Source organism: Mesorhizobium sp. L-8-10 (assembly GCF_016756635.1).
In the GTDB taxonomy this organism is placed as follows: domain Bacteria; phylum Pseudomonadota; class Alphaproteobacteria; order Rhizobiales; family Rhizobiaceae.
In genome coordinates, this window is the sequence record NZ_AP023263.1 from 4,723,502 (window position 1) to 4,744,582 (window position 21,081).

Sequence of the window (21,081 nt, forward strand, 5' to 3'; positions counted from 1 at the left end):
CCGGGCACCGAGCGGATCAGCTCTGCCCGCCCGTTTCCTCCTTGCGTTTGGAGAATGAGGCCAGGGCGGCCAGGAAGTCGCCGAGGCCGGGCCGAGCGACACCCAGGAAGGGCAGCGGCCGTGCCGTTTCCATGGCTGCCAGGCCGATGCGCGCCGTCATCATGCCGTTGACCACGCCTTCGCCGAGCTTGGCCGACAGCTTGGCGGCGAGGCCGTGCCCGACGATCTGCTGGACGAAGCTGTCGCCGACCGCCATCGAGCCGGTCACCGCCAGATGGGCTAGCACGCTGCGCGTCAACCGGAAGAAACCCAGGGTCCCGGGACGTCCGCCGTAGAGCTCGGCAAGCCGCCGGATCAGCCGGCCGGCCTCGAACACGACATAGGCGACATCGACAAGGGCCCGGGGGCTGATGGCGGTGACCAGGGAAACACGCTTGGCGGCGTCGAGCACGAGGATCTTGGCCTGCGCATCGAGCGGCGCCAGGATCTCGGCTTCGGCAATGCGGATGAGGTCGCTGCCGTCGATGATTTCGTCCCCGAGGTCTGCCACCGCACGCCGCCCCGCCGCGGTCTCGGGTTTCGCCGAGACCAGCGTCGCGAGTTCGGAAACGACGCTTCTCGCCAGTTTGGGATCGTTGCGGGCGGCGGCGTCGGCGGCGCGGCTGCGCAGCTTCTCCACCGAGGCGAGACGCGCCAGTCCCAGTATTTCGCGCATCAGGATGATCAGCAGAGCCGCTCCCGCGACCGCTGCCGTGCCGACCGCCAGCCAGCCCAGCCAGTCCGCGCGCATGAAAAGGTCGCGGATCAGGCGATCAGTCCAAAGTCCGATGGCCAGCGTCACCAGAACGCCGGCCGCGCCCAGGAAAATGGCGCCGATACGCGAGCGCCGTTTCGGCGCCGTGGCCGGCGGCGGCGTGCTCGCCACCAGATCGGGTTCGTCGAAGATGTCGGTTTCGGCCGGCAGCACGACAGCGACATCCTTCACTGCGCGCGGCTTGCGCGGCGCCGAATGGGGCTTGGTCGTCGCGTCGTCCTTCTCGCCATGCCGGGGTTCCGGATCGAGCCGGAAGGCGGCCGGTCGTCTTGGCTCCTTCATGACAGTCGGTCTCCGATTAGGAACTGCAGCGCGCGGTCGAGCCGGATGTGCGGCAAGGAAAGCGTTACGCCATCTGTGGTGCGTTCGAGCTTGGGCGGCCGGAAGCGGACGAACCGGATTGTCGGATGCTCGGCGTCGTGCGACCCGCCGGACGCGGCCGCCGCAAACACGGAACCCGGCTTGTCCGGAAGGTCGCCGGGGAAGATCGCGGTCTCCGTCGTGCCGTCGAAGGATTCGCCGTTGATCGTCTCGCCTGCCAGAGGCGTCCCGATGATGACGGGCAGTGTTTCGCGGCCCTGCCTGACGGTGCCTTCGCGCGTGGCGCGCACCGCCGCCATGGCCAGGACATCGACCTCGGCGCCGGTAAGGTCCGCGCGTGCCACAGCGCGGTCGGCCAGACGCCGCACGATCGCCTGCAGGCGATCGTGGCTTTCGTGATGGATGTGGTCGGCCTTGGTGGCGGCGATCAGGATCCTGTCGATGCGCCGTGAGAAGAGGTCGGTGAAGAGGCTGCCGCGCCCGGGCCGGAAGCAGGAGAGGATTTCGGTGACGGCGCGCTCGAGATCGGTTACCGCAGCCGATCCGGCATTCAGGGCCTGCATGGCGTCGATCAGAACGATCTGCCGGTCAAGCCTGGTGATGTGCTCGCGGAAGAACGGCTTCACCACATGCGTCTTGTAGGCCTCGTAGCGGCGTTCCATCATCGCATGCAGCGAGCCGGGCTTGGCCCGCTTTTCGCCGAGATCGGGCAGCGGAGCGAAGGTGAGCGCCGGCGAGCCGTCCAGATCGCCGGGCATCAGGAACCGGCCGGGCGGCAGGGTCGACAAGGCCCGGCTGTCGCCCTTGCAGGCCCTGAGGTAGCTGGCGAAGCTCTCGGCCAGCCGGCGCGCAGTCATTTCGTCGGCGTCGGCGCGAGGGTCGGCCGCGGCCGCGAGCGCACGCCATTCCTCCGAGAGGTCGGCGCGGACTGGGAGGCTGGCGAGATGGAACGCGTCGGCGGAGAACTCGGCATAGTCCTTGCCGAGAAGCGGCAGGTCGAGCAGCCATTCTCCGGGATAGTCGACGATGTCGACCGATAGTCTGCCGCGCGAGAAGAGCCGGCCCCAGCCGGAAGCGGATTCATACTCGATGGTCAGCCGAAGCTCGGAAATGGCGCGCGTCGAATCCGGCCAGACCCGGCTCGAAACCAGCGCGTCGACATGGTCCTCGTACTGGAAGCGCGGCACGGCGTCGTCGGGCTGCTGCTCCAGAAAGGCGCGTGCGATGCGCCCGGATTTTTGCGCCTCGAAGAGCGGCAGGCGCCCGCCATGGATGAGGTTGTGGACGAACGCGGTGATGAACACCGTCTTTCCTGCCCGGGAAAGGCCGGTTACGCCGAGCCGCAGCGACGGCGAGAACAGGCCGGCCGCGCGCCCGGACAACGTATCGAGTGCGATCATCGCCTCGTCGGTGATTGTCGTCAGCGATGTCGCCAAATCGGTCGTCTCTTGCCCCGCAAACGCCCCCGATATAGGCGACCCGGCCCGGCTTTGGAACCGGCGGCCGCGCTCAGAGGTCGGCCGGCGTCAGGAAGGTCTCGAGATAGCCTCTGCCCGGCGCTGCCTGGGCAAAAGCGCCGGGAAAACGGATGACGGCCAGCGCCGATGTCGGAAAGCCGGCAACCATCGCGTGCCTTGCCTCTTCGACGCCGTCGCCGGAAAGGGCGAGGGCCACGTCTTCCGTCATCGGGTTGTGGCCGACGACGAGGATCGAGCCGACTGCAGGCGCGTCACGGATGATGTCGACATAGCCTGCGGCGTCGGTGTTGTAGAGGCCGTCAGTGTAGACGATGCGCCCGGTCCGCAGGCTCTTGATGACCCCTTCCAGCGTCTGGCGAGCCCGGCGCGCGGTGGAGCAGATCACCAGTTCAGGCACATAGCCGCCGTTGCGCATGGCAATCCCGGTGGCCTCCGCGTGACCCTGTCCCGCGGCGTCAAGGGGGCGGTCGAAGTCGCGCATTCCCGGTTCCGCCCAGCCGGCCTTCGCATGTCGCAGCAGGAAAAGCCGGCTCATCCGGATGGGTCCTCTCATTTTGCCGTGGACGGTGGACGGAATGTCCAGAAGGCAATGCGAAGGATGTAGTCCGGCCGCGCGGCGCGCGCAACTGGCGGGGAGAGGATAGGCAGAACGTCCTAGATGTCGATCACCCCAGGGGTATCGCTCGCCGTGCAGACGATGTACGAGCCACCGCGATATGGTCTTCCGCGCTCGCGGACATTTGCACGAAGGTGTGGCCGTTTGATCTTGTGCCGTCTGTGGTCGCCGAATATATAGGCGCCCATCAAAGGGTTGTGGGTGAGTCGAAATGAACGAACTCGTTGATGCCGATTACGTACCCTCAGAAGACGAGCCGTTCATGAACGAACGGCAAAAGTCCTACTTCAGAGCCAAGCTCGTTTCCTGGAAGAACGATATCCTCCGCGAGGCGCGGGAAACCCTCGAAATCCTGCAGCAGGAAAATGCCAACCATCCCGATCTGGCTGACAGGGCGTCATCCGAGACGGATCGCGCCATTGAACTGCGCGCCAGGGACAGGCAACGCAAGCTGATTGCCAAGATCGATGCCGCGCTGCAGCGTATCGACGAGGGCACTTACGGCTATTGCGAGGAGACCGGGGAACCGATTGCGCTGAAGCGGCTCGACGCAAGGCCGATCGCGACCTTGTCCATCGAGGCCCAGGAACGCCATGAGCGGCGCGAGAAGGTCTATCGCGACGACTGATCGGCAGATTCGGCGCAAGCGGACGCCGTGAAGATCGTCGTATTGGAAGTGAAGGGGCGGCCATCGGCCACCCACTCCGGTTTTTTCAGGCCGTCTTTCAGGCTGCCTGTTTCGGCGCTGGGCCGACATAGCGCGACTGGGGGCGGATCAGGCGTCCCGTCAGTTCCTGCTCGCGGGAATGGGCGATCCAGCCGGGCATACGGCCGGCGGCGAAGATGCAGGTGAAGCTGTCGGCGGGAAAACCCAGCGCGTCGAGCAGGACCGCCGTATAGAACTCCACATTTGTTTCCAGCGAACGGCCCGGCTTCTCGCGGCGCAGGATATTGAGCGCCGCCTGCTCGACGGCTTCGGCGAGCGCGAGTCGGCTCGCTCCGGAGCGGGCGCGGCCGAGCGCCCGTAGGGCGGCCTTGAGCGCGTCGGCGCGCGGATCACGCACTTTGTAGATGCGGTGGCCGAAACCCATCAGTCTTTCTCCGCGCGCCAGCGCCTCACCGAGCCAGGCTTCGGCGGCATCGGGTTCGCCGATTGCCTCCAGCATGTCGAGCACCGGCCCCGGAGCGCCGCCATGAAGCGGACCCTTCAAAGCGCTGAGCGCCGCGACCGCGGCCGAGACCAGCCCCACACGGGTGGAGGCGACGATACGCGCGGTGAAAGTCGATGCGTTGAGGCCGTGATCGCAGACCGTCACCAGATACGCGTCGAGCGCGCGCCTTGCCTCATCCGATGTTTCCTCGCCGGAAAGCATGCGCAACATGTCGGCCGCCTGACCGGCGTCGGCAGTCGGCCCGATCGGCGCGAGACCGCGGCGCAGCCTTATGATGGCTGGCGTCAGCACGACAGGCGTGGCCAGAAGCCGATGCGCGGTAATGAGATCATCGCCGTCCGCGACAAACGAGAGGCCGGCGCGCAACGCATCGACCGGCGGCAGCGCCGCAAGGGCGGCCAGTTGCGGCGCGAGTCGGTCGAAGACCTCGACACGGGCGTCGCCGATCGAGCGGGAGAGCGTTTCCACATCGGAAAGGTCCGGAAAGAAACCGTCCAGCAGAAGATGCGCCGCCTCTTCCGCGCCAGCGCTTCGGGCGAGTTGCTCCACGGGTCTGCCGCGTATGGTCAATCGTCCGTTCAGGCCGTCGACATCCGAGAGAACGGTTTCGGCGGCGATCACTTCATCGAGACCCTGCATGAACTTTCTCCTTCGCAGTTTCACTCGATGTGATATGTCAATCATCTCCAGTCAATCTTGATCAAGATAATCAATATGTCTGCCTGGATAGATCGCGACGAGACGCTGCGGCTGCTCGGGGTCAAGCCGCAGACGCTTTACGCCTATGTCAGCCGCAAGCTGCTGACCGCTTTGCCGGATCCCGCGGATCCGCGGCGCAGCCTCTATTCGCGGTCCGAGGTCGAAGGGCTGGTGAAGCACAGGCGGCGCGGCAGGGGAGCTGCCGAGGTTGCCGAAGGCGCCATCTCATGGGGCGACGCCATCCTGCCCACTTCGATCTCATCGGTCGCGGGCGGACGCCTCTACTATCGCGGGCGCGATGCGGTCGTGCTCGCCCGCACGGCGACACTGGAGGCAGCGGCGGCGCTGTTGTGGGATGTCGCGGAACTGCCCGAGGTCGGCGAGCCGTTGGGCTTCGACGTCGACCTGCCGCCGATCGAGGCCGCCATGTCAATGCTGGCCGCAGCCGCCTGCCGGTCGGATCCCACCCGCGGCAGGGCGGCGGTTTCGTTGCTGGAGGAATCGGCGAAACTGCTCCGCTCCGTCGCTGCGGCGCTCGGGGCCGAGCTTTCGGCCGGGGCCGATATCGCCGCCGGCTTTGCCCGCAGATGGAACCGGGATCCGGCTGCCGAGAGGGCCATGAGGATGGCGCTGGTGCTCATGGCCGATCACGAGCTCAATGCGTCGGCATTTGCCGCGCGCGTTGCAGCGTCCACTGGCGCGCCGCTCGCCGCGGCCGCGTTGTCGGGTTTCGCCGCGCTTCTCGGGCCCTCGCATGGCGGCGCGACGCGTCGTGTCCGCGCGCTTGTCGACGAGGCCGCCTTCAAGGGGCCCCGCCGGGCCGTGCGCGAAAGGCTGGCGCGTGGCGATGCGTTGCCGGGATTCGGTCATCCGCTTTATCCGGATATCGATCCGCGCGCGGCGGCGCTGCTTGCGCAATTGCCCTTGCCCGACCTGCTGGAGGAGTTGTCGAGCGAAGCCGTCGATGCGACCGGCATCCGGCCGGACATCGATTTCGCGACGGTGGCGGTCGCCTGCACCTACGATCTTCCGAGGGATGCCCCGATCCAGATGTTCGCCGCCGCGCGTATGGCGGGCTGGCTCGCCCATGCCATGGAGCAGGCCTCGACAGGGCGGCTCATCCGTCCGCGCGCCCGCTATGTCGGGCCGGCGCTCGATCGCTCCTGAGGTCAGCGTTTGCCGTTCGACAACTCGCCGAGCAGCTTGTTCATCTCGTCTTCGAGCGACACGGGCCCAGCCTTGCCGGAAGGCTGCGGCTCGTCGTCCAGGGACGACGAGAGTTCGTCCAGAAGCGCCCTGTCGATGTCGTCTGCCGGGTTGGCCCGCGGAGGCGCCGAGCCCTGCAGGTCGCGCGGCAGATGGTCGTCGCGGCCGGCGGGTGGTGGCGCAGACGGGTTCGTTCGCATGGGCTGCGCCATGCGTTGCGGCTGAACGGCCGGTTGCGGCGCAGGCTGAGGCTGCGCAGCCCGCTGAGGCTGCTGGGGGGCAGCCTCGCGCTCCGGCGGACGAGGCTGCGGCCGCTGTTCGCGAAGCGGCGGCACCGGTATGCGCTGCTGGGCCTGTTGCATGCGCTGCGGCTCGGCTGGCCGGGATTGTTCGCCGGGGCGTTGGGGCCGCGGTGCGGAATCCTGCTGCACCGCCTCGCCGGTGAGGGCCGGTCGTCTCGTCTGGCCAAGCCTGATGTTCTGCTCGACCACGACATCGGTCGGCCCGCCAATCAGGATCAGATGCTCGACGTCGTCGCGGCGCACCAGCACCAGTCGCCTGTGGCTGTCGACCGCCGTCGCGTCCATGACCGCCAGCCGCGTCTTGCGGTTGCGGCCGCCCGCCACGAAAGTTCCGAAAGTCATGCTGCGGATCAGCCGGATGATGACCAGCACCACGACGAGCAAGATGAGTGCACCGATCGTCCACAGCACGGCCGCAGCATAATCTGGGCCCGCAATGCTCTGCAGCCATTCCGGCATCGCTCTACCTCCCGCCAAGGATCGTTGAAGCGCGCGACACTAGACCGCGCACGCTGCCGACCGCAAGTTGGTTCGTGCATTCCCGGTTCGGTCGATCCGACGCTGATATCGGAAGTATGGGAAATGCGGGGCTGGCATTGCAAGTCCGTTTTGGGCGAAAGCGACGAGCAACCGGCCGCTGCGCCTTTCGGCCGGCCCCGATCGTGTGAGAAAAACCCGCTGGGCCTTTTCCGGGCCGGGAGAATATGATCCAAGCGGAAGGGCGGAGAGCGGCTGGAATCAGGGGAAGATCGCCGCCGTCGCCATCACGGGCAAGGGACGAATGACCAGGGAAACCCGAAACGAGTTCTATCCGGTCCCGATCGTCGACCAGAACATGCGCCCCGGCGCGATAACCAGGCTGATCGTTTTCATCATCGTGCTTACCGGCGCGGCTTTCGTCTTCGCTATCTTCCGCGAGCGCCTTGGCGATCCTTTCCTGCTCGGCCTTCTGGGCGTGCTGGCCATGATCGGCGTCGGCTACCTTTTCGCCACTGCGATCGGCTTCGTCCAGATCGCGCCGCGCTCGACAACGGACGAGCTGTCCAAGGCTTTTGTCGACTCCATGGCGCAGGGACTCATCGTCACCGACACGAAGGGTCGCATCATCTATGCCAACCGGGCCTATGCCGACATGACCGGCGCCACGTCGGCTGCCGACGTCAAGACGGTCGAAGGCCTGTTGTCGGATGTTCCCGAGGCGTCGGCCACCATCTACTCGATCGCTTCCGGCCTGCGCGACGGGCAGACCGGCGACGGCGAGTTCCGACTGCGCCAGGCGATCCGCCCGGGTGCCGAACCCGGCGCGCGCTGGTACAGGGTGCGGGCGCGCACCTTCAGCGTGCCGGGCCAGCGCCAGCCGCTGATGGCCTGGCAACTCGCCGACGTCTCGAAGGAACGCGCCGAGCAGGAACGCTTCTTCCTCGACCTGCAGAAGGCGATCGACCATCTCGACCACGCGCCCGCCGGCTTCTTCGCCGCCGATCAGGAGGGCCGCATCACCTATCTCAATGCGACGCTCGCCGAATGGCTGGGCATCGATCTCGCCTCTTTCACGCCCGGCGCGATGACGTTGCACGAGATCATTGCCGGCGACGGCATGGCGCTGGTCCGGTCGGTCAAGGCCGATCCCGGGACTACACGCAACGCCGTGGTCGACCTCGACCTCGCGACCTCGACCGGCGAGGCGCTTCCGGTTCGTTTCATGCATCGCGTGACCGCGACACGCGACGGGTCGCCCGGCCCTACGCGTACGATCGTGCTCAACCGCACCCAGGGCGAGGATTCCTCGGCGGATCTGCGTGCGTCCGAGGTCCGCTTCACCCGTTTCTTCAACTCCACGCCGATGGCGATCGCCGGCGTCGACGCACAGGGCCGCATCCTGCGCACCAACGCGCCGTTCCTGTCGCTGTTCTCGAGCGTCGTCGACCGCGACGCGGTCGACCGCCGGGTGCGCCTCGACACGGTGATCCACGAGCGCGACCGCGAGATGTTCGCCGCGGCGATCGAACGCGCCAGACAGCGGCAGGCCGACATCGCCCCGATCGACACCGTGCTGCCCGACAATGAGGAGCGTCACATGCGCTTCTACGTCAATGCGGTGGCCGACGGGACCGGCGGCGAGGGGGCTGAGGAAGCGGCAATCGTCTATGCGGTGGAGACGACCGAGCAGAAGGCGCTCGAGAGCCAGATGGCGCAGAGCCAGAAGATGCAGGCCGTGGGGCAGCTCGCCGGCGGCATCGCCCATGACTTCAACAATGTGCTGACCGCCATCATCATGGCGTCCGATCTGCTTCTGGCCAACCACCGACCGTCGGACCCGTCCTTCCCCGATATCATGAACATCAAGCAGAATGCCAACCGCGCCGCCTCGCTGGTGCGCCAGCTGCTGGCATTCTCGCGCAAGCAGACGCTGCGTCCGGAGGTGCTCAACCTCACCGACGTGCTGGCGGATCTGCGCATGCTGCTGGCGCGGCTCGTCGGCAACGAGATCCGGCTGAAGGTCGACCATGGCCGCGACCTCTGGCCGGTGAAAGCCGATATCGGCCAGTTCGAGCAGGTCATCGTCAATCTGGTCGTCAATGCGCGTGACGCCATGCCGACGGGCGGCGAACTGTCGATCCGTACCAAGAACCTGAAGCTCGAAGACACCCGGGCCTACAGCTATCGCGAGCTGACGCCTGCGGAATATGTGCTGGTCGAGGTCGAGGACAGCGGCACCGGCATCGAGCCGGCGGTGCTCAAGAAGATCTTCGAGCCGTTCTTCACGACCAAGGAGGTCGGCAAGGGGACCGGTCTCGGCCTTTCTATGGTCTATGGCATCATCAAGCAGACCGGCGGCTTCATCTACTGCGATAGCGAGGTGGGTAAGGGCACGGTGTTCCGCATCTTCCTGCCGCGGCACGTCGTGGAGCAGAAGCCGGTGCCGGCGATCCAGGACTTCAGGATCACCGAACAGAAAAGTCCGCCTTCGGCCGAGCCCGCCCAGCAGACCCCGCGGCCGTCGGATGCGCCCAAGGATCTTTCCGGTTCGGCCACTGTGCTGCTGGTCGAAGACGAGGACGCGGTGCGCATGGGCGGGGTGCGGGCGCTCACGTCGCGTGGCTACACGGTGCACGAGGCGTCGTCGGGCGTGGAGGCGCTGGAGATCTTCAAGGAGCTCGACGGCAAGGTCGACATCGTGGTCTCCGATGTGGTCATGCCCGAAATGGACGGGCCGACATTGCTCGGCGAATTGCGAAAGATCCAGCCGGGCATCAAGTTCGTCTTCGTCTCGGGCTATGCCGAAGACGCTTTCGCCAAGAACCTGCCCCAGGACGCACATTTCGGCTTCCTGCCAAAGCCGTTCTCCCTGAAGCAGCTCGCCACCGTGGTGAAGGACATGATCGACGGCAACTGATCCGCTGTCGCGCTCTTCCCGCGGGACGGAAGCTCGGTACGTCGTTGCATTCGTCCACAATATGCTCTTCGATGGATGTCGAGACGGTGGGGGCTGCCTTGAGGGTGCGCGATGACGCCACACAACAGTGCCGAAAAGGGCGACTATGCCGAGGCGGTGCTGTTGCCCGGCGACCCCGATCGAGCCGAGTGGATCGCCTCGACCTTTCTGTCTGACGTGCGTTGCGTGAACCGCATTCGCGGCGCGCTCGGTTTTACGGGCGTCTATCAGGGCATCCGGGTGAGCCTGCAGACGACCGGCATGGGGCATCCGTCGCTCTCGATCTATGTCCATGAACTCCTGAGCGTCTATGGCGCCAGGACCCTGATCCGGGTAGGCACCTGTGGCGGCCTTGATGCCCGACTTCCCGTGCGCAGCATTGTCCTTTCGCAATCGGCCAGCAGCGACGGCGGCATCAACCGGCAGATTTTCGGACGGTTCGACTACGCGCCTGCCGCAGACGTCGGATTGCTGAGCCTCGCCTCGGAGATCGCCCGCGCGAAGGGGCTGGCCCATACGGTGGGGCCCACGGTTTCCAGCGATGTCTTTTATCATCCGGACGGCATGGAACGTTTTGCGACGCTGCGGCGGCACGGCGTTCTCGCCGTCGACATGGAAACGAGCTCCCTCTATACGCTGGCCGCCCAGTTCGGCGCGAGAGCGCTGTCGATCTGCACTGTCGTCGACAATATGGCGACCGGCGAAGAGACGCTTCTTTCGGAACGCCAGGCTCTGTTTGCCGGCATGGCCAGACTGGCGCTCGACGTTGTTGCGACCGCGCCCGCGCTGAAAGCGTGAGGCTGGCAAAGAGCCGTCCGGGCGTGAGGCCGACACCGGGAAATTCTCCGCCCTGTCGAACGCCTGACTTGCCGGAGGGGTGTGCAGTTCTGCCTGTTTTGTTGGCTCCTGCAACTTTTGCCTAAAAATTCGCCACCTTGTGTTGCGTTGCGTAAATATTCCTCAGTGCCTGGCGTGGCGGGGCAGACATCCCGCGTCCGCCTCCCGAGGGCGCGTGGCGTAACCGCTTGGGTTCCCAAGCATTCCCCTGTGATTTTAGCGCTGCGTCGCGGACTGGCACGACGGTTGCTTTGCCTATTGCGACCCAAACAACAATCATCAGGAGGTGTCATAATGAGGGGTAAGTTCCTGTCGGCCACAAAGATGCTGTCGGCCGCCGTGTTCGGCGCAGGCATGCTTGTTTCCGTGCCTGCCTTGGCGCAGGAAGACACGATCAAGGTGGGCATACTCCACTCGCTGTCGGGCACGATGGCGATCTCGGAGACCACGCTCAAGGACACGATGCTGTTCCTCATCGACGAGCAGAACAAGAAGGGAGGGGTGCTCGGCAAGAAGCTCGAGGCGGTCGTGGTGGATCCTGCGTCCGATTGGCCGCTCTTCGCGGAAAAGGCCCGCGGATTGATCGAGAACGACAAGGTTGCCGCGGTGTTCGGCTGCTGGACCTCGGTCTCGCGCAAATCGGTGCTGCCGGTTTTCGAGGAACTGAACAGCCTGCTCTTCTATCCTGTGCAGTATGAAGGGGAGGAGAGCCAGCGGAACGTCTTCTACACGGGCGCTGCGCCGAACCAGCAGGCCATTCCGGCCGTCGATTATCTGATGAACGAGGAAGGCGTCGAACGCTGGGTGCTGGCGGGAACGGACTATGTCTATCCGCAGACCACCAACAAGATCCTGGAAGCCTATCTCCAGTCCAAGGGTGTGAAGCCCGAGGACATCATGGTGAACTACACGCCGTTCGGCCATTCGGACTGGCAGACCATCGTCACCGACATCAAGAATTTCGGCTCGGCCGGCAAGAAGACCGCGGTGGTCTCGACCATCAACGGCGACGCCAATGTGCCGTTCTACAAGGAACTCGCCAATCAGGGCATCAAGGCCGAGGACATTCCGGTCGTGGCCTTTTCGGTCGGCGAGGAGGAACTCGCCGGCCTGGACACGGCGCCGCTCGTCGGCCATCTCGCAGCCTGGAACTATTTCCAGTCGGTCGATACGACCGAAAACGAGGCCTTCATCGAGGCCTGGAAAGCCTTCACCAAGAACGACAAACGCGTAACCAATGACCCGATGGAAGCTCATCTCATCGGCTTCAACATGTGGGTGAAGGCCGTCGAAAAGGCGGGCTCGACGGATCCGGATGCCGTCATCGACTCCATCGTCGGCGTTTCGGTGCCGAACCTCTCCGGCGGCTATTCGACCATGATGCCGAACCATCACATCACCAAGCCGGTTCTGATCGGCGAGATCCAGGCGGACGGCCAGTTCCAGACGGTCTGGGAAACGGCCGGCCTCGTCGTCGGCGACGAATGGTCCGACTATCTGCCCGACTCCAAGAGCCTCATCGCCGACTGGCGGGCACCGCTGTCGTGCGGAAACTTCAACGTCGCCACCGGCAAATGCGGCGGAAAGGGCGTGAACTGACGCAACCATCATCCGGGTCTTCGGGCGTTTCCTGCCCGCAGACCCGACGAAGCGACCTGAACCCAATGGTTTTCGACCGATGATCCTGCGCCTTCTCGGCCTCGTCGCGTTCGTCCTCGCCTCGGCCTTCGTTCCGGCCAATGCCGGCGAGGCCGAACTCCGGACCGCCATCTCAAAATTCGCCGGCGTCCGGAACTTCCAGGCGACCGAGGCGGTCGTGCTGGAACTCGCCGCGACGGGCGACGCGAAGGTCGAGCGCTCCCTGGCATCGCTTGCCGATGGCGCCCTTTACTTTCGCAAGGCGGATGGCGGCGTGTTCATCGGCAAGGAGAAGGGGGCGGCTGTCGAACTGCTCGATCCGTTGACCGGGGAGACGGTCGGCGAGGCCGGCAAGGCGGAGGTCGCCAAAATCAAGATCAACAACGCTCTTCGCCGTACGATCCGCGACGCACTCGGCGCTCTCACGCTGGGCTCGGCCGATCCCGCACGGCGACTGGCTGCCGCCGCAACCATGTTCAGGAGCCCCGATCCTGCCGCGATCCCGTCCCTCGACGCGGCGATAGCGGCAGAACAGGTCGCGAGCGTCAGGACCGCCCTGGAACAGGCACGCGCGGCCGCCGTGCTCGTCTCCACGCTGCCCGACGCCGACAAGTTCGCCGCCGTTGCCCGGATCGGTGCGCGTGGCGACCGGGACGCCCTGTCCCTTCTCACCGCTTTTGAGGCCGCGACCGAGGGCTCGTTGCGCGAAACCGCCGCCTCGGCGATCCGCGGCATAGAGAGCCGGCTGGCCTTGTGGGCGGCGCTGCAGAATGTCTGGTACGGAATCGCGCTCGGTTCGGTGCTGCTGCTCGCCGCGATCGGGCTCGCAATCACCTTCGGCGTCATGGGCGTCATCAACATGGCGCATGGCGAGATGGTGATGCTCGGCGCCTACACGACCTTCGTCGTGCAGAATGTCATCCGCACCTCCTTTCCCGGCCTCTTCGACTGGTCGCTGGCGATCGCGCTGCCGCTTGCCTTCCTCGTCGCCGGCGGCGTCGGGCTGGCTATCGAACGCGGCATCATCCGTTTCCTTTACGGTCGTCCCCTCGAAACCCTGCTGGCGACCTGGGGCGTATCGCTGATCCTCCAGCAGGCGGTGCGTTCCCTTTTCGGACCGACCAACCGGGAGGTCGGCAACCCGTCCTGGATGTCGGGCGGCTTCGACATCGGGCAGATGTCGATTACCTGGAACCGCTTCTGGATAGTGATCTTTGCGCTCGCCGTGTTCGCGGTCCTGCTTTACCTGATGAAGCGCACACGATGGGGGCTGCAGATGCGCGCCGTGACGGCCAACCGCCGCATGGCCGCGTCCATGGGCATCCGCACCCCCCTGATCGACGCGCTGACCTTCGCGCTCGGATCCGGCATTGCCGGCATTGCCGGCGTGGCGCTCAGCCAGATCGACAACGTCTCGCCCAATCTCGGCCAGGGCTACATCATCGACAGTTTCATGGTCGTCGTCTTCGGCGGCGTCGGCAATCTTTGGGGCACGCTTGTCGGGGCGATGTCGCTCGGCATCCTCAACAAGTTCCTCGAGCCGTTCGCCGGCGCCGTATTGGGCAAGATCCTCGTCCTGGTGCTCATCATCCTGTTCATTCAGAAACGCCCGCGCGGCCTGTTCGCGCTGAAGGGCAGGGCGGTGGAGGCATGATCACGGCCGGTTTCTTCTCATCGGGCGCCGACCGCCGCATCGCGGTCACGATCGCGCTGCTGGTCGCCGCCGCCGTTGTCGTCCCGGTGCTCAACACCGCCGTGCCGCCGGACAATCCGTTGCACGTTTCCAGCTACTTCGTGGCATTGACGGGCAAGTATCTCTGCTATGCCCTGCTGGCCCTCTCGCTCGATCTGGTATGGGGATATGCCGGCATCCTGTCGCTTGGCCATGGCGCCTTCTTCGCGCTCGGCGGCTACGCGATGGGCATGTATCTGATGCGCCAGATCGGCAGCCGCGGCGTCTACGGAAATCCGGACCTGCCCGATTTCATGGTGTTCCTCAATTGGAAGGAACTGCCCTGGTACTGGCATGGCTTCGATCAGTTCTGGTTTGCGGCGGCAATGGCCGTTGCGGTGCCCGGACTGCTCGCCTTCATATTCGGATGGTTCGCCTTCCGCAGCCGGGTCACCGGCGTCTACCTGTCGATCATCACCCAGGCGATGACCTATGCGCTGCTGCTTGCCTTCTTCCGGAACGACATGGGGTTCGGCGGCAACAACGGGTTGACCGATTTCAAGGACATACTCGGCTACAGCGTTCAGGCAGATACGACGCGTTCCGCGTTGTTCGCGGCCAGCGCTCTGGCTTTGGCGCTGGGTGTGGCCGTCACCTGGCTGATCGTCCGTTCGAAATACGGCAAGCTGCTGGTCGCCGTGCGCGACGCGGAGAGCCGCACCCGGTTCCTCGGCTGGAGGGCGGAGAATGTGAAGCTGTTCGCCTTCACCGTCTCGGCAGCCATGGCCGGGATCGCCGGCGCGCTCTACGTGCCGCAGGTCGGGATCATCAATCCCGGCGAGTTCGACCCCGCCAATTCGATCGAGGTGGTGATCTGGACCGCCGTCGGGGGGCGCGGAACGATCGTCGGCCCGATCGTCGGCGCGCTTCTGGTCAATTCGGGCAAGTCCTATTTCACCAGTGCTCTGCCCGAGTTCTGGCTTTTCGCCCTGGGCGGCCTCTTCATCGCCGTTACGCTTTTCCTGCCGAAGGGTGTTCTCGGCCTGTGGGACGCGTGGCGGGCCGGCATCTCCCGACGCGGGACGAAACCGCTGGCCGACGAAGCGGCCGAAGCGCAGCCGGCGGAGTGACAGATGACACAGCAGGTGACGCAGGACAAAGGGAACACCATCCTCTATCTCGACGGCGTCTCCGTCTCCTTCGACGGTTTTCGCGCCATCAACAACCTGTCGCTCGTTCTCGACAAGGGAGAGATGCGCGCCATCATCGGACCCAACGGCGCCGGCAAGACGACGATGATGGATATCGTCACGGGCAAGACGCGCCCTGATGAGGGCGAGGTCTTCTTCAACGGCGACGTCGACCTTACGCAACACGACGAGGCCGACATCGCCATGATGGGTATCGGCCGGAAGTTCCAGAAGCCGACGGTCTTCGAGAGCCATACGGTCGAAGACAATCTGCTGCTTGCCCTGAAAGGGCAGCGCTCGATCCTTCGGGCGCTGTTCCATCGACGCTCCGGGGCGGAGGATCGTCGGATCGACGAGATCCTTGCGACGATCCGGCTGGAGCCGAAGCGGCACGAAATGGCGGCGAGCCTCTCGCATGGGCAGAAGCAGTGGCTGGAGATCGGCATGCTGCTCGCCCAGGATCCGAAACTCCTCCTGGTCGACGAGCCCGTGGCCGGCATGACCGATGCCGAGACCGAGGAGACGGCGCGCCTCTTGAGGGACATCGCCAGGACCCATTCGGTGATCGTCGTCGAGCACGACATGCATTTCGTGCGCGAGCTCGGCGTGAAGGTCACATGCCTGCATGAGGGAGCGGTGCTGTCGGAAGGCTCGCTCGACTTCGTCTCGGCCGACGAACGCGTCGTCGAAGTCTATCTGGGGAGATAACGGATGATCCGGCGAATGGCTTCGACGTGCTTCGGCGGCCCGGGAGGAGCGGCAAGCCGCACAGCGCTGGGGACGGCCCGCCTCCTGCCGCCGAATACGCGGTCCTCCATGCCGCGGCCGTTCGGTGACAGGATGGCGGGCCGCCCGCGGATCGTCGGGCGGGGGCGCTGACCATGCTGGAGGTCGTGGACGCCACGCTTCACTATGGCGCGGCCCAGGCATTGCGGGGCGTCTCGCTGACCGCCGGCGCGGGCAGGATCACCTGCGTGCTCGGCCGCAACGGGGTCGGAAAGACGAGTTTGATGAGATCGATCGTCGGCCATCACCGGCTGACATCGGGAAGGGTAGCCTTCGAGGGGAAGGCGCTCGACCGGAGCGCGGCGTACGATCGCGCCCGGTCGGGCATCGCATTCGTGCCGCAGGGGCGCGAGATCTTTCCGCTGCTGAGCGTCCGGGAGAACCTCGAGACCGGCTTCGCGCCGCTCAAACGTGCCGATCGAACCATACCCGGCGAAGTGTTCGAGCTCTTTCCCGTGCTGGAGCAGATGCTGGCGCGGCGCGGCGGGGACCTGTCGGGCGGACAACAGCAGCAACTGGCGATCGGGCGGGCGCTGGTCATGCGGCCGAAGCTGCTCATTCTTGACGAGCCGACCGAAGGCATCCAGCCCTCGATCATCAAGGATATCGGCAGGGCGATCCGCTATCTGCGCGACAAGGCCGGCATCGCAGTCCTGCTCGTGGAGCAGTATCTCGATTTCTGTCGCGAGCTGGCCGACGAGATCTACATCATGGATCGCGGTGTCGTCGTCCACAGGGGACCGGCGCGGGATCTCGACAGTCCCGAGGTCAGGAAAATGCTGACTGTGTGACAGTTTCGCCGTGCAACCCTGCATCACAATGATATCATTTGGATAGAGGTTCGAGTCGCCACTCCGATCAGGCGTTGCGATGTGTATCGCGACGCTTTCGAAATCGGATCGGGGGCGTCTCGTGTGGGGGCTCCTATGCGGGGCCGGTCGTGCCGGCGCGTCGACCGCAGCATGGATGCTGCGCAGGCCAATGTACCCGATGATCGTTAATCCTCGAGTCCCACCCGCAACGGTGAGGTTGCCCGATGCATGCAGTGCTGGACGACTGCGAAAAGCGTCGCCTGACCGAACGTGTCGACATCCAGACAGCGGTGGACATATTGGAATCGCGCGGTGTGCGCCGCGACGATCTCCTCACCGAGATCACGAAAGTCTTCTATGTCGATCTCGATGAGTTCAACCGTGTGCTGAGATTGTCCTGACCGTTCGGCGGGTCATGACGGAATTCCTTCGGTCCGCCGGCCTCGGCGGACCGCAAAGCGAGATAACGGGCGTCGGGGCCTAGCCCCCGAAGGCCTCGCGCAGGCGTGCAAAGAGCCCGCCGCGTCCAGCGTTCATCGCGGAACGGACGCGCTTTGCCGCGCTTCCGGCGCTCATCGTCTCGCCGAGATGGCAATAGCAGACGATCTCGTGCAACTGCCAGTCAGAGAGCTCGAAATAGCGCTTGGCTTCGCCATAGGTGTCGTTGCCGAGGCCGTCGGCCCTGAGGATCGGGTCCTCGAAGGCAATGGTGAGCGGCGAGTCGGCGCTGCGCATTTCCGCGCGTCTGTCCGGCGGCTGATATTCGGTGCCGTGAAGCGTGGCAAGACGCCGGTCCCTTTGTCTCTCGAGCAGTTCGGCCCAGCGTTGCAGACGCTCGCTCCGCGTGAGCGCGGGGCGAAGATCGTCGGGGCTTACTTCGGCGATGGTTCTGAGCTGCTCTAGGCTCTGGTGCTTCATGATGGCCTCCATTCCTCTTCAGGATCGTGGCCCAGCCCCCTTTCTTGGTTAGGAAAGCGTTACTCCAAGATCAGGAGAAGTCCAGCTTTTTTCCGGAGGAGGCAATTCACAAATTGGTGGCGGGGCGCCTTCGGTCGCACTTGGTCGCCGTCGCCCGAGCGACATGTTCGGGCGACGGCGACGATGCTCCGCTTGCCGGCGAGGCAGGGGGAGCGTGCCCAACTAAAGCGGGATGTTGTCGTGCTTCTTCCAGGGGTTTTCGAGGTTCTTGTTCCGCAGCAGCCGCAGTGCGCGCGCCACGCGGCGGCGGGTCGAGTGCGGCATGATCACCTCGTCGACATAACCGCGCTCGGCGGCCACGAAAGGCGACAGGAAACGGTCCTCATAGGCCTTGGTGTGCCTGGCGATCTTCTCGGCGTCGCCGATGTCCTTGCGGTAGATGATCTCAACCGCACCCTTGGCGCCCATCACGGCGATCTGCGCCGTCGGCCAGGCGTAGTTGATGTCGCCGCGCAGATGCTTCGAGGCCATGACGTCATAGGCGCCGCCGAAGGCCTTGCGGGTGATCACCGTGACCTTCGGGACGGTCGCTTCGGCGTAGGCGAAGAGCAGTTTCGCGCCGTGCTTGATCAGCCCGCCATATTCCTGCGCCGTGCCGGGCAGGAAACCGGGCACGTCGACGAAGGTGACGATCGGAATGCTGAAGCAATCGCAGAAGCGCACGAAGCGCGCCGCCTTCCGCGAGGCGTCGGAATCCAGCACACCGGCCAGCACCATGGGCTGGTTGGCGACGAAGCCGACCGTACGGCCTTCAACGCGGCCGAAACCGGTGACGATGTTCTTCGCGAAGGAGGGCTGGATCTCGAAGAAATCGCCTTCGTCGACGGTCTTCAGGATCAGTTCCTTGATATCGTAAGGCTTGTTGGCATTGTCGGGAATAAGCCGGTCGAGCGACATGTCGGGCTCGGTGACGGACTGGTAGCACTCGATCTCCGGCAGTTCCGACGTGTTCGACGCCGGCAGGAAGTCGACGAGCAGACGCATCTGCAGCAGCGCTTCGACATCGTTGTCATAGGCGCCGTCGGCGATGGAGGACTTGGTCGTGTGGACCGAAGCGCCGCCGAGCTGCTCGGCCGTCACCGTCTCGTTGGTGACCGTCTTCACCACGTCGGGCCCGGTGACGAACATATAGGAGGTGTCGCGCACCATGAAGATGAAGTCGGTCATCGCAGGCGAATAGACGTCACCGCCGGCGCAGGGCCCCATGATCACCGAAATCTGCGGAATGACGCCCGAGGCGAGCACATTGCGCTGGAATATCTCGGCGTAGCCGCCCAGCGCGGCGACGCCTTCCTGGATACGGGCGCCGCCTGCGTCGTAGAGGCCGATGATCGGCGCCCGGTTGCGCAGCGCCATGTCCTGCACTTTCATCACCTTCTCGGCATGGGCTTCCGAAAGAGACCCGCCGAACACGGTGAAATCCTTGGCGAAGAGGAAGACGGGACGGCCGTTGACCGTGCCCCAGCCGGTGACGATGCCGTCGCCGGCGACCTTGGACTTCTCCATGCCGAAATCGGTGGACCGGTGCTCGACATACATGTCGAACTCCTCGAACGACCCTTCGTCGAGAAAGATCTCGATGCGTTCCCGGGCTGTAAGCTTGCCGCGACCATGCTGCGCGTCGATCCGCGCCTCGCCGCCGCCGGAGCGGGCGACCTCCCGACGGCGTTCCAATTCCTTCAGCACGTCCTTCATGGGTGTCTCCTCCGTCAGCCCGGCAAAGTCTGTTAACACGCCTCCGGGGAAGCGCAAGCCGGCAAGGATGCGGGACGGGCTCACCCGATGCCCGCGTCCGGCGGCCGCGAGGGCCGGTTACCAGGTCCCCGTATTGGCCATCGACGCCCAAGGCTCCTGGACGGGCAGGGCCTCGCCTTCCTGCAGCAGCTCGATCGAGATGTTGTCGGGCGACTTGACGAAGGCCATGTGGCCGTCGCGCGGCGGCCGATTGATGGTGACGCCGAGATCCATCAGGCGCTGGCAGGTCTCATAGATGTTGTCGACCTTGTAGGCGAGGTGGCCGAAATTGCGCCCGCCCGTATAGGCCTCCGGATCCCAGTTATAGGTGAGCTCGAGTTCGGGCGCCCGGTTGGCGGCCGATGCGCCCTTGTCCTTGGGCGCAGCGAGGAAGATCAGCGTGAAGCGTCCACGCTCATTATCCATGCGGCGGACTTCCTCCAGGCCGAGCTTGTTGCAATAGAAGTCGAGCGAGGCATCGACATCCGTTACGCGGACCATCGTGTGCAGATAACGCATGAGTCTTTCCTGCGGGTTTGGATTCGAGATCATTCGAACATAGGGCGCGAAAGCGGCGAGCGGCAACCGCTCATGATCGCGTTCCTGCGGCTTGATGGTCGCGAAGGTTATCCGAGGCTGGAATCTCCGGTTTGAAAAGGTGAAAAAAGCCGTTGTGGCCCTTGCACTCGGCCGAATACGCAGTGCTATTCTCGCAATCAGGAATCAGCGACAGCGTCAACTAGGAAAGGGTGCGTTCGGATGGGGGAAAAAGCCTCTTTCACGGGGCTCGGTGCGGCCAAGGCGGACGCGCTGACCCGCGACGAAGGCGGCGAGTCCGCCGGGCTGATCGAGATCTCCGGCGCCATCAAGTGGTTCGACGTCGCCAAGGGATTCGGCTTCATCCTGCCGGACCAGCCGGGCATGGGTGACGTGCTTCTCCATGTCACCTGCCTGCGCCGCGACGGTTTCCAGACGGCGCTCGAAGGTGCCCGCGTGGTCTGCCTCGTGCGCCGCGGCGACCGTGGCATGCAGGCCTTCCGTGTCATCTCCATGGACAGCTCGACCGCGGTCCACCCAGCCGAGCAGCAGGTGCGCACCCATGTGGCGGTTGCGCCCGAGAGCGGGCTGGAGCGCGCACTCGTCAAGTGGTTCAACCGCACCAAGGGCTTCGGTTTTCTGACCAGGGGCGAGGGAACCGAGGACATCTTCGTCCATATGGAGACGTTACGGCGTTACGGCATCACCGAGTTGCGACCCGGCCAGGTAGTGCTGGTTCGTTTCGGACGAGGTGACAAGGGTCTCATGGCCGCCGAAGTTCACCCCGACATGGGCACGCTCTCCATCTCCCACTAAATTTAGGGCGCCGCGCGTCCATTCGGACGCGCAAAGG

At 65.0% G+C, this 21,081-nt stretch carries 19 protein-coding genes; 11 read left to right on the forward strand and 8 right to left on the reverse strand.

What is annotated here, in order from left to right:
- Positions 1 to 16 precede the first annotated feature (16 nt).
- The 3 genes from JN280_RS21725 to JN280_RS21735 form a co-directional block, all read right to left on the reverse strand.
- Entirely contained in the window at positions 17 to 1,096 is a 1,080-nt protein-coding gene (locus JN280_RS21725; RefSeq protein ID WP_202305105.1) for a YcjF family protein, read from the reverse strand.
- Positions 1,093 to 2,571 carry a YcjX family protein gene (locus tag JN280_RS21730; protein WP_202305117.1) on the reverse strand — a complete coding sequence of 493 codons (1,479 nt, stop codon included), beginning with the start codon at positions 2,569 to 2,571 and terminating at the stop codon, positions 1,093 to 1,095. The genes JN280_RS21725 and JN280_RS21730 overlap by 4 nt, the downstream gene beginning before the upstream one ends.
- A 73-nt stretch (positions 2,572 to 2,644) precedes the next feature.
- Complete coding sequence (locus tag JN280_RS21735; protein ID WP_202305119.1) at positions 2,645 to 3,148, reverse strand: SixA phosphatase family protein; 504 nt, start codon at positions 3,146 to 3,148, stop codon at positions 2,645 to 2,647.
- 292 nt (positions 3,149 to 3,440) lie between these two features.
- On the opposite strand from JN280_RS21735, the gene dksA reads away from it, so the two are divergent.
- On the forward strand, positions 3,441 to 3,857 hold the full coding sequence (gene dksA, locus JN280_RS21740) for an RNA polymerase-binding protein DksA (protein WP_202305125.1): 417 nt from the start codon (positions 3,441 to 3,443) through the stop codon (positions 3,855 to 3,857).
- Positions 3,858 to 3,954: 97 nt separating this feature from the next.
- Here the strand turns inward: dksA and JN280_RS21745 are convergent, their stop codons facing one another.
- Positions 3,955 to 5,040: a citrate synthase/methylcitrate synthase gene (locus tag JN280_RS21745; protein ID WP_202305126.1), complete on the reverse strand. Its 1,086-nt coding sequence runs from the start codon at positions 5,038 to 5,040 to the stop codon at positions 3,955 to 3,957.
- A gap of 75 nt (positions 5,041 to 5,115) precedes the next feature.
- Between JN280_RS21745 and JN280_RS21750 the strand changes: the two genes are divergently transcribed.
- A complete protein-coding gene (locus tag JN280_RS21750) occupies positions 5,116 to 6,267 on the forward strand; it encodes a citrate synthase (RefSeq protein ID WP_202305127.1) in 1,152 nt (383 codons plus the stop codon).
- Between the two features lie 2 nt (positions 6,268 to 6,269).
- On the opposite strand, the gene JN280_RS21755 is transcribed toward JN280_RS21750, so the two are convergent.
- Positions 6,270 to 7,067 (reverse strand): flagellar biosynthetic protein FliO, encoded by a 798-nt coding sequence (locus JN280_RS21755; RefSeq protein WP_202305128.1) that lies wholly within the window; start codon positions 7,065 to 7,067, stop codon positions 6,270 to 6,272.
- 322 nt (positions 7,068 to 7,389) lie between these two features.
- Here JN280_RS21755 and cckA point away from each other — a divergent pair, with 322 nt between their 5' ends.
- From cckA to JN280_RS21795, 8 genes are all read left to right on the forward strand, one after another.
- Positions 7,390 to 10,005 (forward strand): cell cycle histidine kinase CckA, encoded by a 2,616-nt coding sequence (gene cckA / locus JN280_RS21760; RefSeq protein ID WP_202305129.1) that lies wholly within the window; start codon positions 7,390 to 7,392, stop codon positions 10,003 to 10,005.
- Positions 10,006 to 10,116: 111 nt separating this feature from the next.
- Positions 10,117 to 10,842 carry a purine-nucleoside phosphorylase gene (deoD, locus tag JN280_RS21765; RefSeq protein ID WP_202305131.1) on the forward strand — a complete coding sequence of 242 codons (726 nt, stop codon included), beginning with the start codon at positions 10,117 to 10,119 and terminating at the stop codon, positions 10,840 to 10,842.
- 333 nt (positions 10,843 to 11,175) lie between these two features.
- Positions 11,176 to 12,480, forward strand: a complete 1,305-nt coding sequence (gene urtA, locus JN280_RS21770) for an urea ABC transporter substrate-binding protein (RefSeq protein WP_202305133.1) — start codon at positions 11,176 to 11,178, stop codon at positions 12,478 to 12,480.
- A gap of 79 nt (positions 12,481 to 12,559) precedes the next feature.
- Positions 12,560 to 14,173: an urea ABC transporter permease subunit UrtB gene (gene urtB / locus JN280_RS21775; protein ID WP_202305135.1), complete on the forward strand. Its 1,614-nt coding sequence runs from the start codon at positions 12,560 to 12,562 to the stop codon at positions 14,171 to 14,173.
- Entirely contained in the window at positions 14,170 to 15,321 is a 1,152-nt protein-coding gene (gene urtC, locus JN280_RS21780; protein ID WP_202305138.1) for an urea ABC transporter permease subunit UrtC, read from the forward strand. Before urtB ends, urtC begins: the two co-directional genes overlap by 4 nt.
- Positions 15,322 to 15,324: 3 nt before the next feature.
- Positions 15,325 to 16,089 carry an urea ABC transporter ATP-binding protein UrtD gene (urtD, locus tag JN280_RS21785; protein WP_202305140.1) on the forward strand — a complete coding sequence of 255 codons (765 nt, stop codon included), beginning with the start codon at positions 15,325 to 15,327 and terminating at the stop codon, positions 16,087 to 16,089.
- Positions 16,090 to 16,262: 173 nt separating this feature from the next.
- Entirely contained in the window at positions 16,263 to 16,958 is a 696-nt protein-coding gene (gene urtE, locus JN280_RS21790; RefSeq protein WP_202305142.1) for an urea ABC transporter ATP-binding subunit UrtE, read from the forward strand.
- A 245-nt stretch (positions 16,959 to 17,203) separates the two neighbouring features.
- The gene (locus JN280_RS21795) at positions 17,204 to 17,380 is read left to right on the forward strand and encodes a hypothetical protein (RefSeq protein ID WP_202305144.1); all 177 of its coding nucleotides are present in this window, start codon (positions 17,204 to 17,206) and stop codon (positions 17,378 to 17,380) included.
- A 79-nt stretch (positions 17,381 to 17,459) separates the two neighbouring features.
- Here the strand turns inward: JN280_RS21795 and JN280_RS21800 are convergent, their stop codons facing one another.
- From JN280_RS21800 to JN280_RS21810, 3 genes are all read right to left on the reverse strand, one after another.
- Positions 17,460 to 17,897, reverse strand: coding sequence for a hypothetical protein (locus tag JN280_RS21800; protein WP_202305146.1), 438 nt, complete (start codon positions 17,895 to 17,897; stop codon positions 17,460 to 17,462).
- 222 nt (positions 17,898 to 18,119) lie between these two features.
- Positions 18,120 to 19,652 (reverse strand): acyl-CoA carboxylase subunit beta, encoded by a 1,533-nt coding sequence (locus tag JN280_RS21805; protein ID WP_202305148.1) that lies wholly within the window; start codon positions 19,650 to 19,652, stop codon positions 18,120 to 18,122.
- 117 nt (positions 19,653 to 19,769) lie between these two features.
- Positions 19,770 to 20,210 carry a VOC family protein gene (locus tag JN280_RS21810; RefSeq protein WP_202305150.1) on the reverse strand — a complete coding sequence of 147 codons (441 nt, stop codon included), beginning with the start codon at positions 20,208 to 20,210 and terminating at the stop codon, positions 19,770 to 19,772.
- 240 nt (positions 20,211 to 20,450) lie between these two features.
- On the opposite strand from JN280_RS21810, the gene JN280_RS21815 reads away from it, so the two are divergent.
- Positions 20,451 to 21,044 carry a cold-shock protein gene (locus JN280_RS21815; RefSeq protein WP_202305152.1) on the forward strand — a complete coding sequence of 198 codons (594 nt, stop codon included), beginning with the start codon at positions 20,451 to 20,453 and terminating at the stop codon, positions 21,042 to 21,044.
- Positions 21,045 to 21,081: the final 37 nt, after the last annotated feature.

Bases quoted from the DNA above. Each gene is read 5' to 3' on its own strand.
- JN280_RS21725 (WP_202305105.1), bottom strand. From the start codon at position 1,096: ATGAAGGAGCCAAGACGACCGGCCGCCTTCCGGCTCGATCCGGAACCC.
- JN280_RS21735 (WP_202305119.1), bottom strand. From the start codon at position 3,148: ATGAGCCGGCTTTTCCTGCTGCGACATGCGAAGGCCGGCTGGGCGGAA.
- dksA (WP_202305125.1), top strand. From the start codon at position 3,441: ATGAACGAACTCGTTGATGCCGATTACGTACCCTCAGAAGACGAGCCG.
- JN280_RS21745 (WP_202305126.1), bottom strand. From the start codon at position 5,040: ATGCAGGGTCTCGATGAAGTGATCGCCGCCGAAACCGTTCTCTCGGAT.
- JN280_RS21750 (WP_202305127.1), top strand. From the start codon at position 5,116: ATGTCTGCCTGGATAGATCGCGACGAGACGCTGCGGCTGCTCGGGGTC.
- JN280_RS21755 (WP_202305128.1), bottom strand. From the start codon at position 7,067: ATGCCGGAATGGCTGCAGAGCATTGCGGGCCCAGATTATGCTGCGGCC.
- cckA (WP_202305129.1), top strand. From the start codon at position 7,390: ATGACCAGGGAAACCCGAAACGAGTTCTATCCGGTCCCGATCGTCGAC.
- deoD (WP_202305131.1), top strand. From the start codon at position 10,117: ATGACGCCACACAACAGTGCCGAAAAGGGCGACTATGCCGAGGCGGTG.
- urtA (WP_202305133.1), top strand. From the start codon at position 11,176: ATGAGGGGTAAGTTCCTGTCGGCCACAAAGATGCTGTCGGCCGCCGTG.
- urtB (WP_202305135.1), top strand. From the start codon at position 12,560: ATGATCCTGCGCCTTCTCGGCCTCGTCGCGTTCGTCCTCGCCTCGGCC.
- urtC (WP_202305138.1), top strand. From the start codon at position 14,170: ATGATCACGGCCGGTTTCTTCTCATCGGGCGCCGACCGCCGCATCGCG.
- urtD (WP_202305140.1), top strand. From the start codon at position 15,325: ATGACACAGCAGGTGACGCAGGACAAAGGGAACACCATCCTCTATCTC.
- urtE (WP_202305142.1), top strand. From the start codon at position 16,263: ATGCTGGAGGTCGTGGACGCCACGCTTCACTATGGCGCGGCCCAGGCA.
- JN280_RS21795 (WP_202305144.1), top strand. From the start codon at position 17,204: ATGCATGCAGTGCTGGACGACTGCGAAAAGCGTCGCCTGACCGAACGT.
- JN280_RS21800 (WP_202305146.1), bottom strand. From the start codon at position 17,897: ATGAAGCACCAGAGCCTAGAGCAGCTCAGAACCATCGCCGAAGTAAGC.
- JN280_RS21805 (WP_202305148.1), bottom strand. From the start codon at position 19,652: ATGAAGGACGTGCTGAAGGAATTGGAACGCCGTCGGGAGGTCGCCCGC.
- JN280_RS21810 (WP_202305150.1), bottom strand. From the start codon at position 20,210: ATGCGTTATCTGCACACGATGGTCCGCGTAACGGATGTCGATGCCTCG.
- JN280_RS21815 (WP_202305152.1), top strand. From the start codon at position 20,451: ATGGGGGAAAAAGCCTCTTTCACGGGGCTCGGTGCGGCCAAGGCGGAC.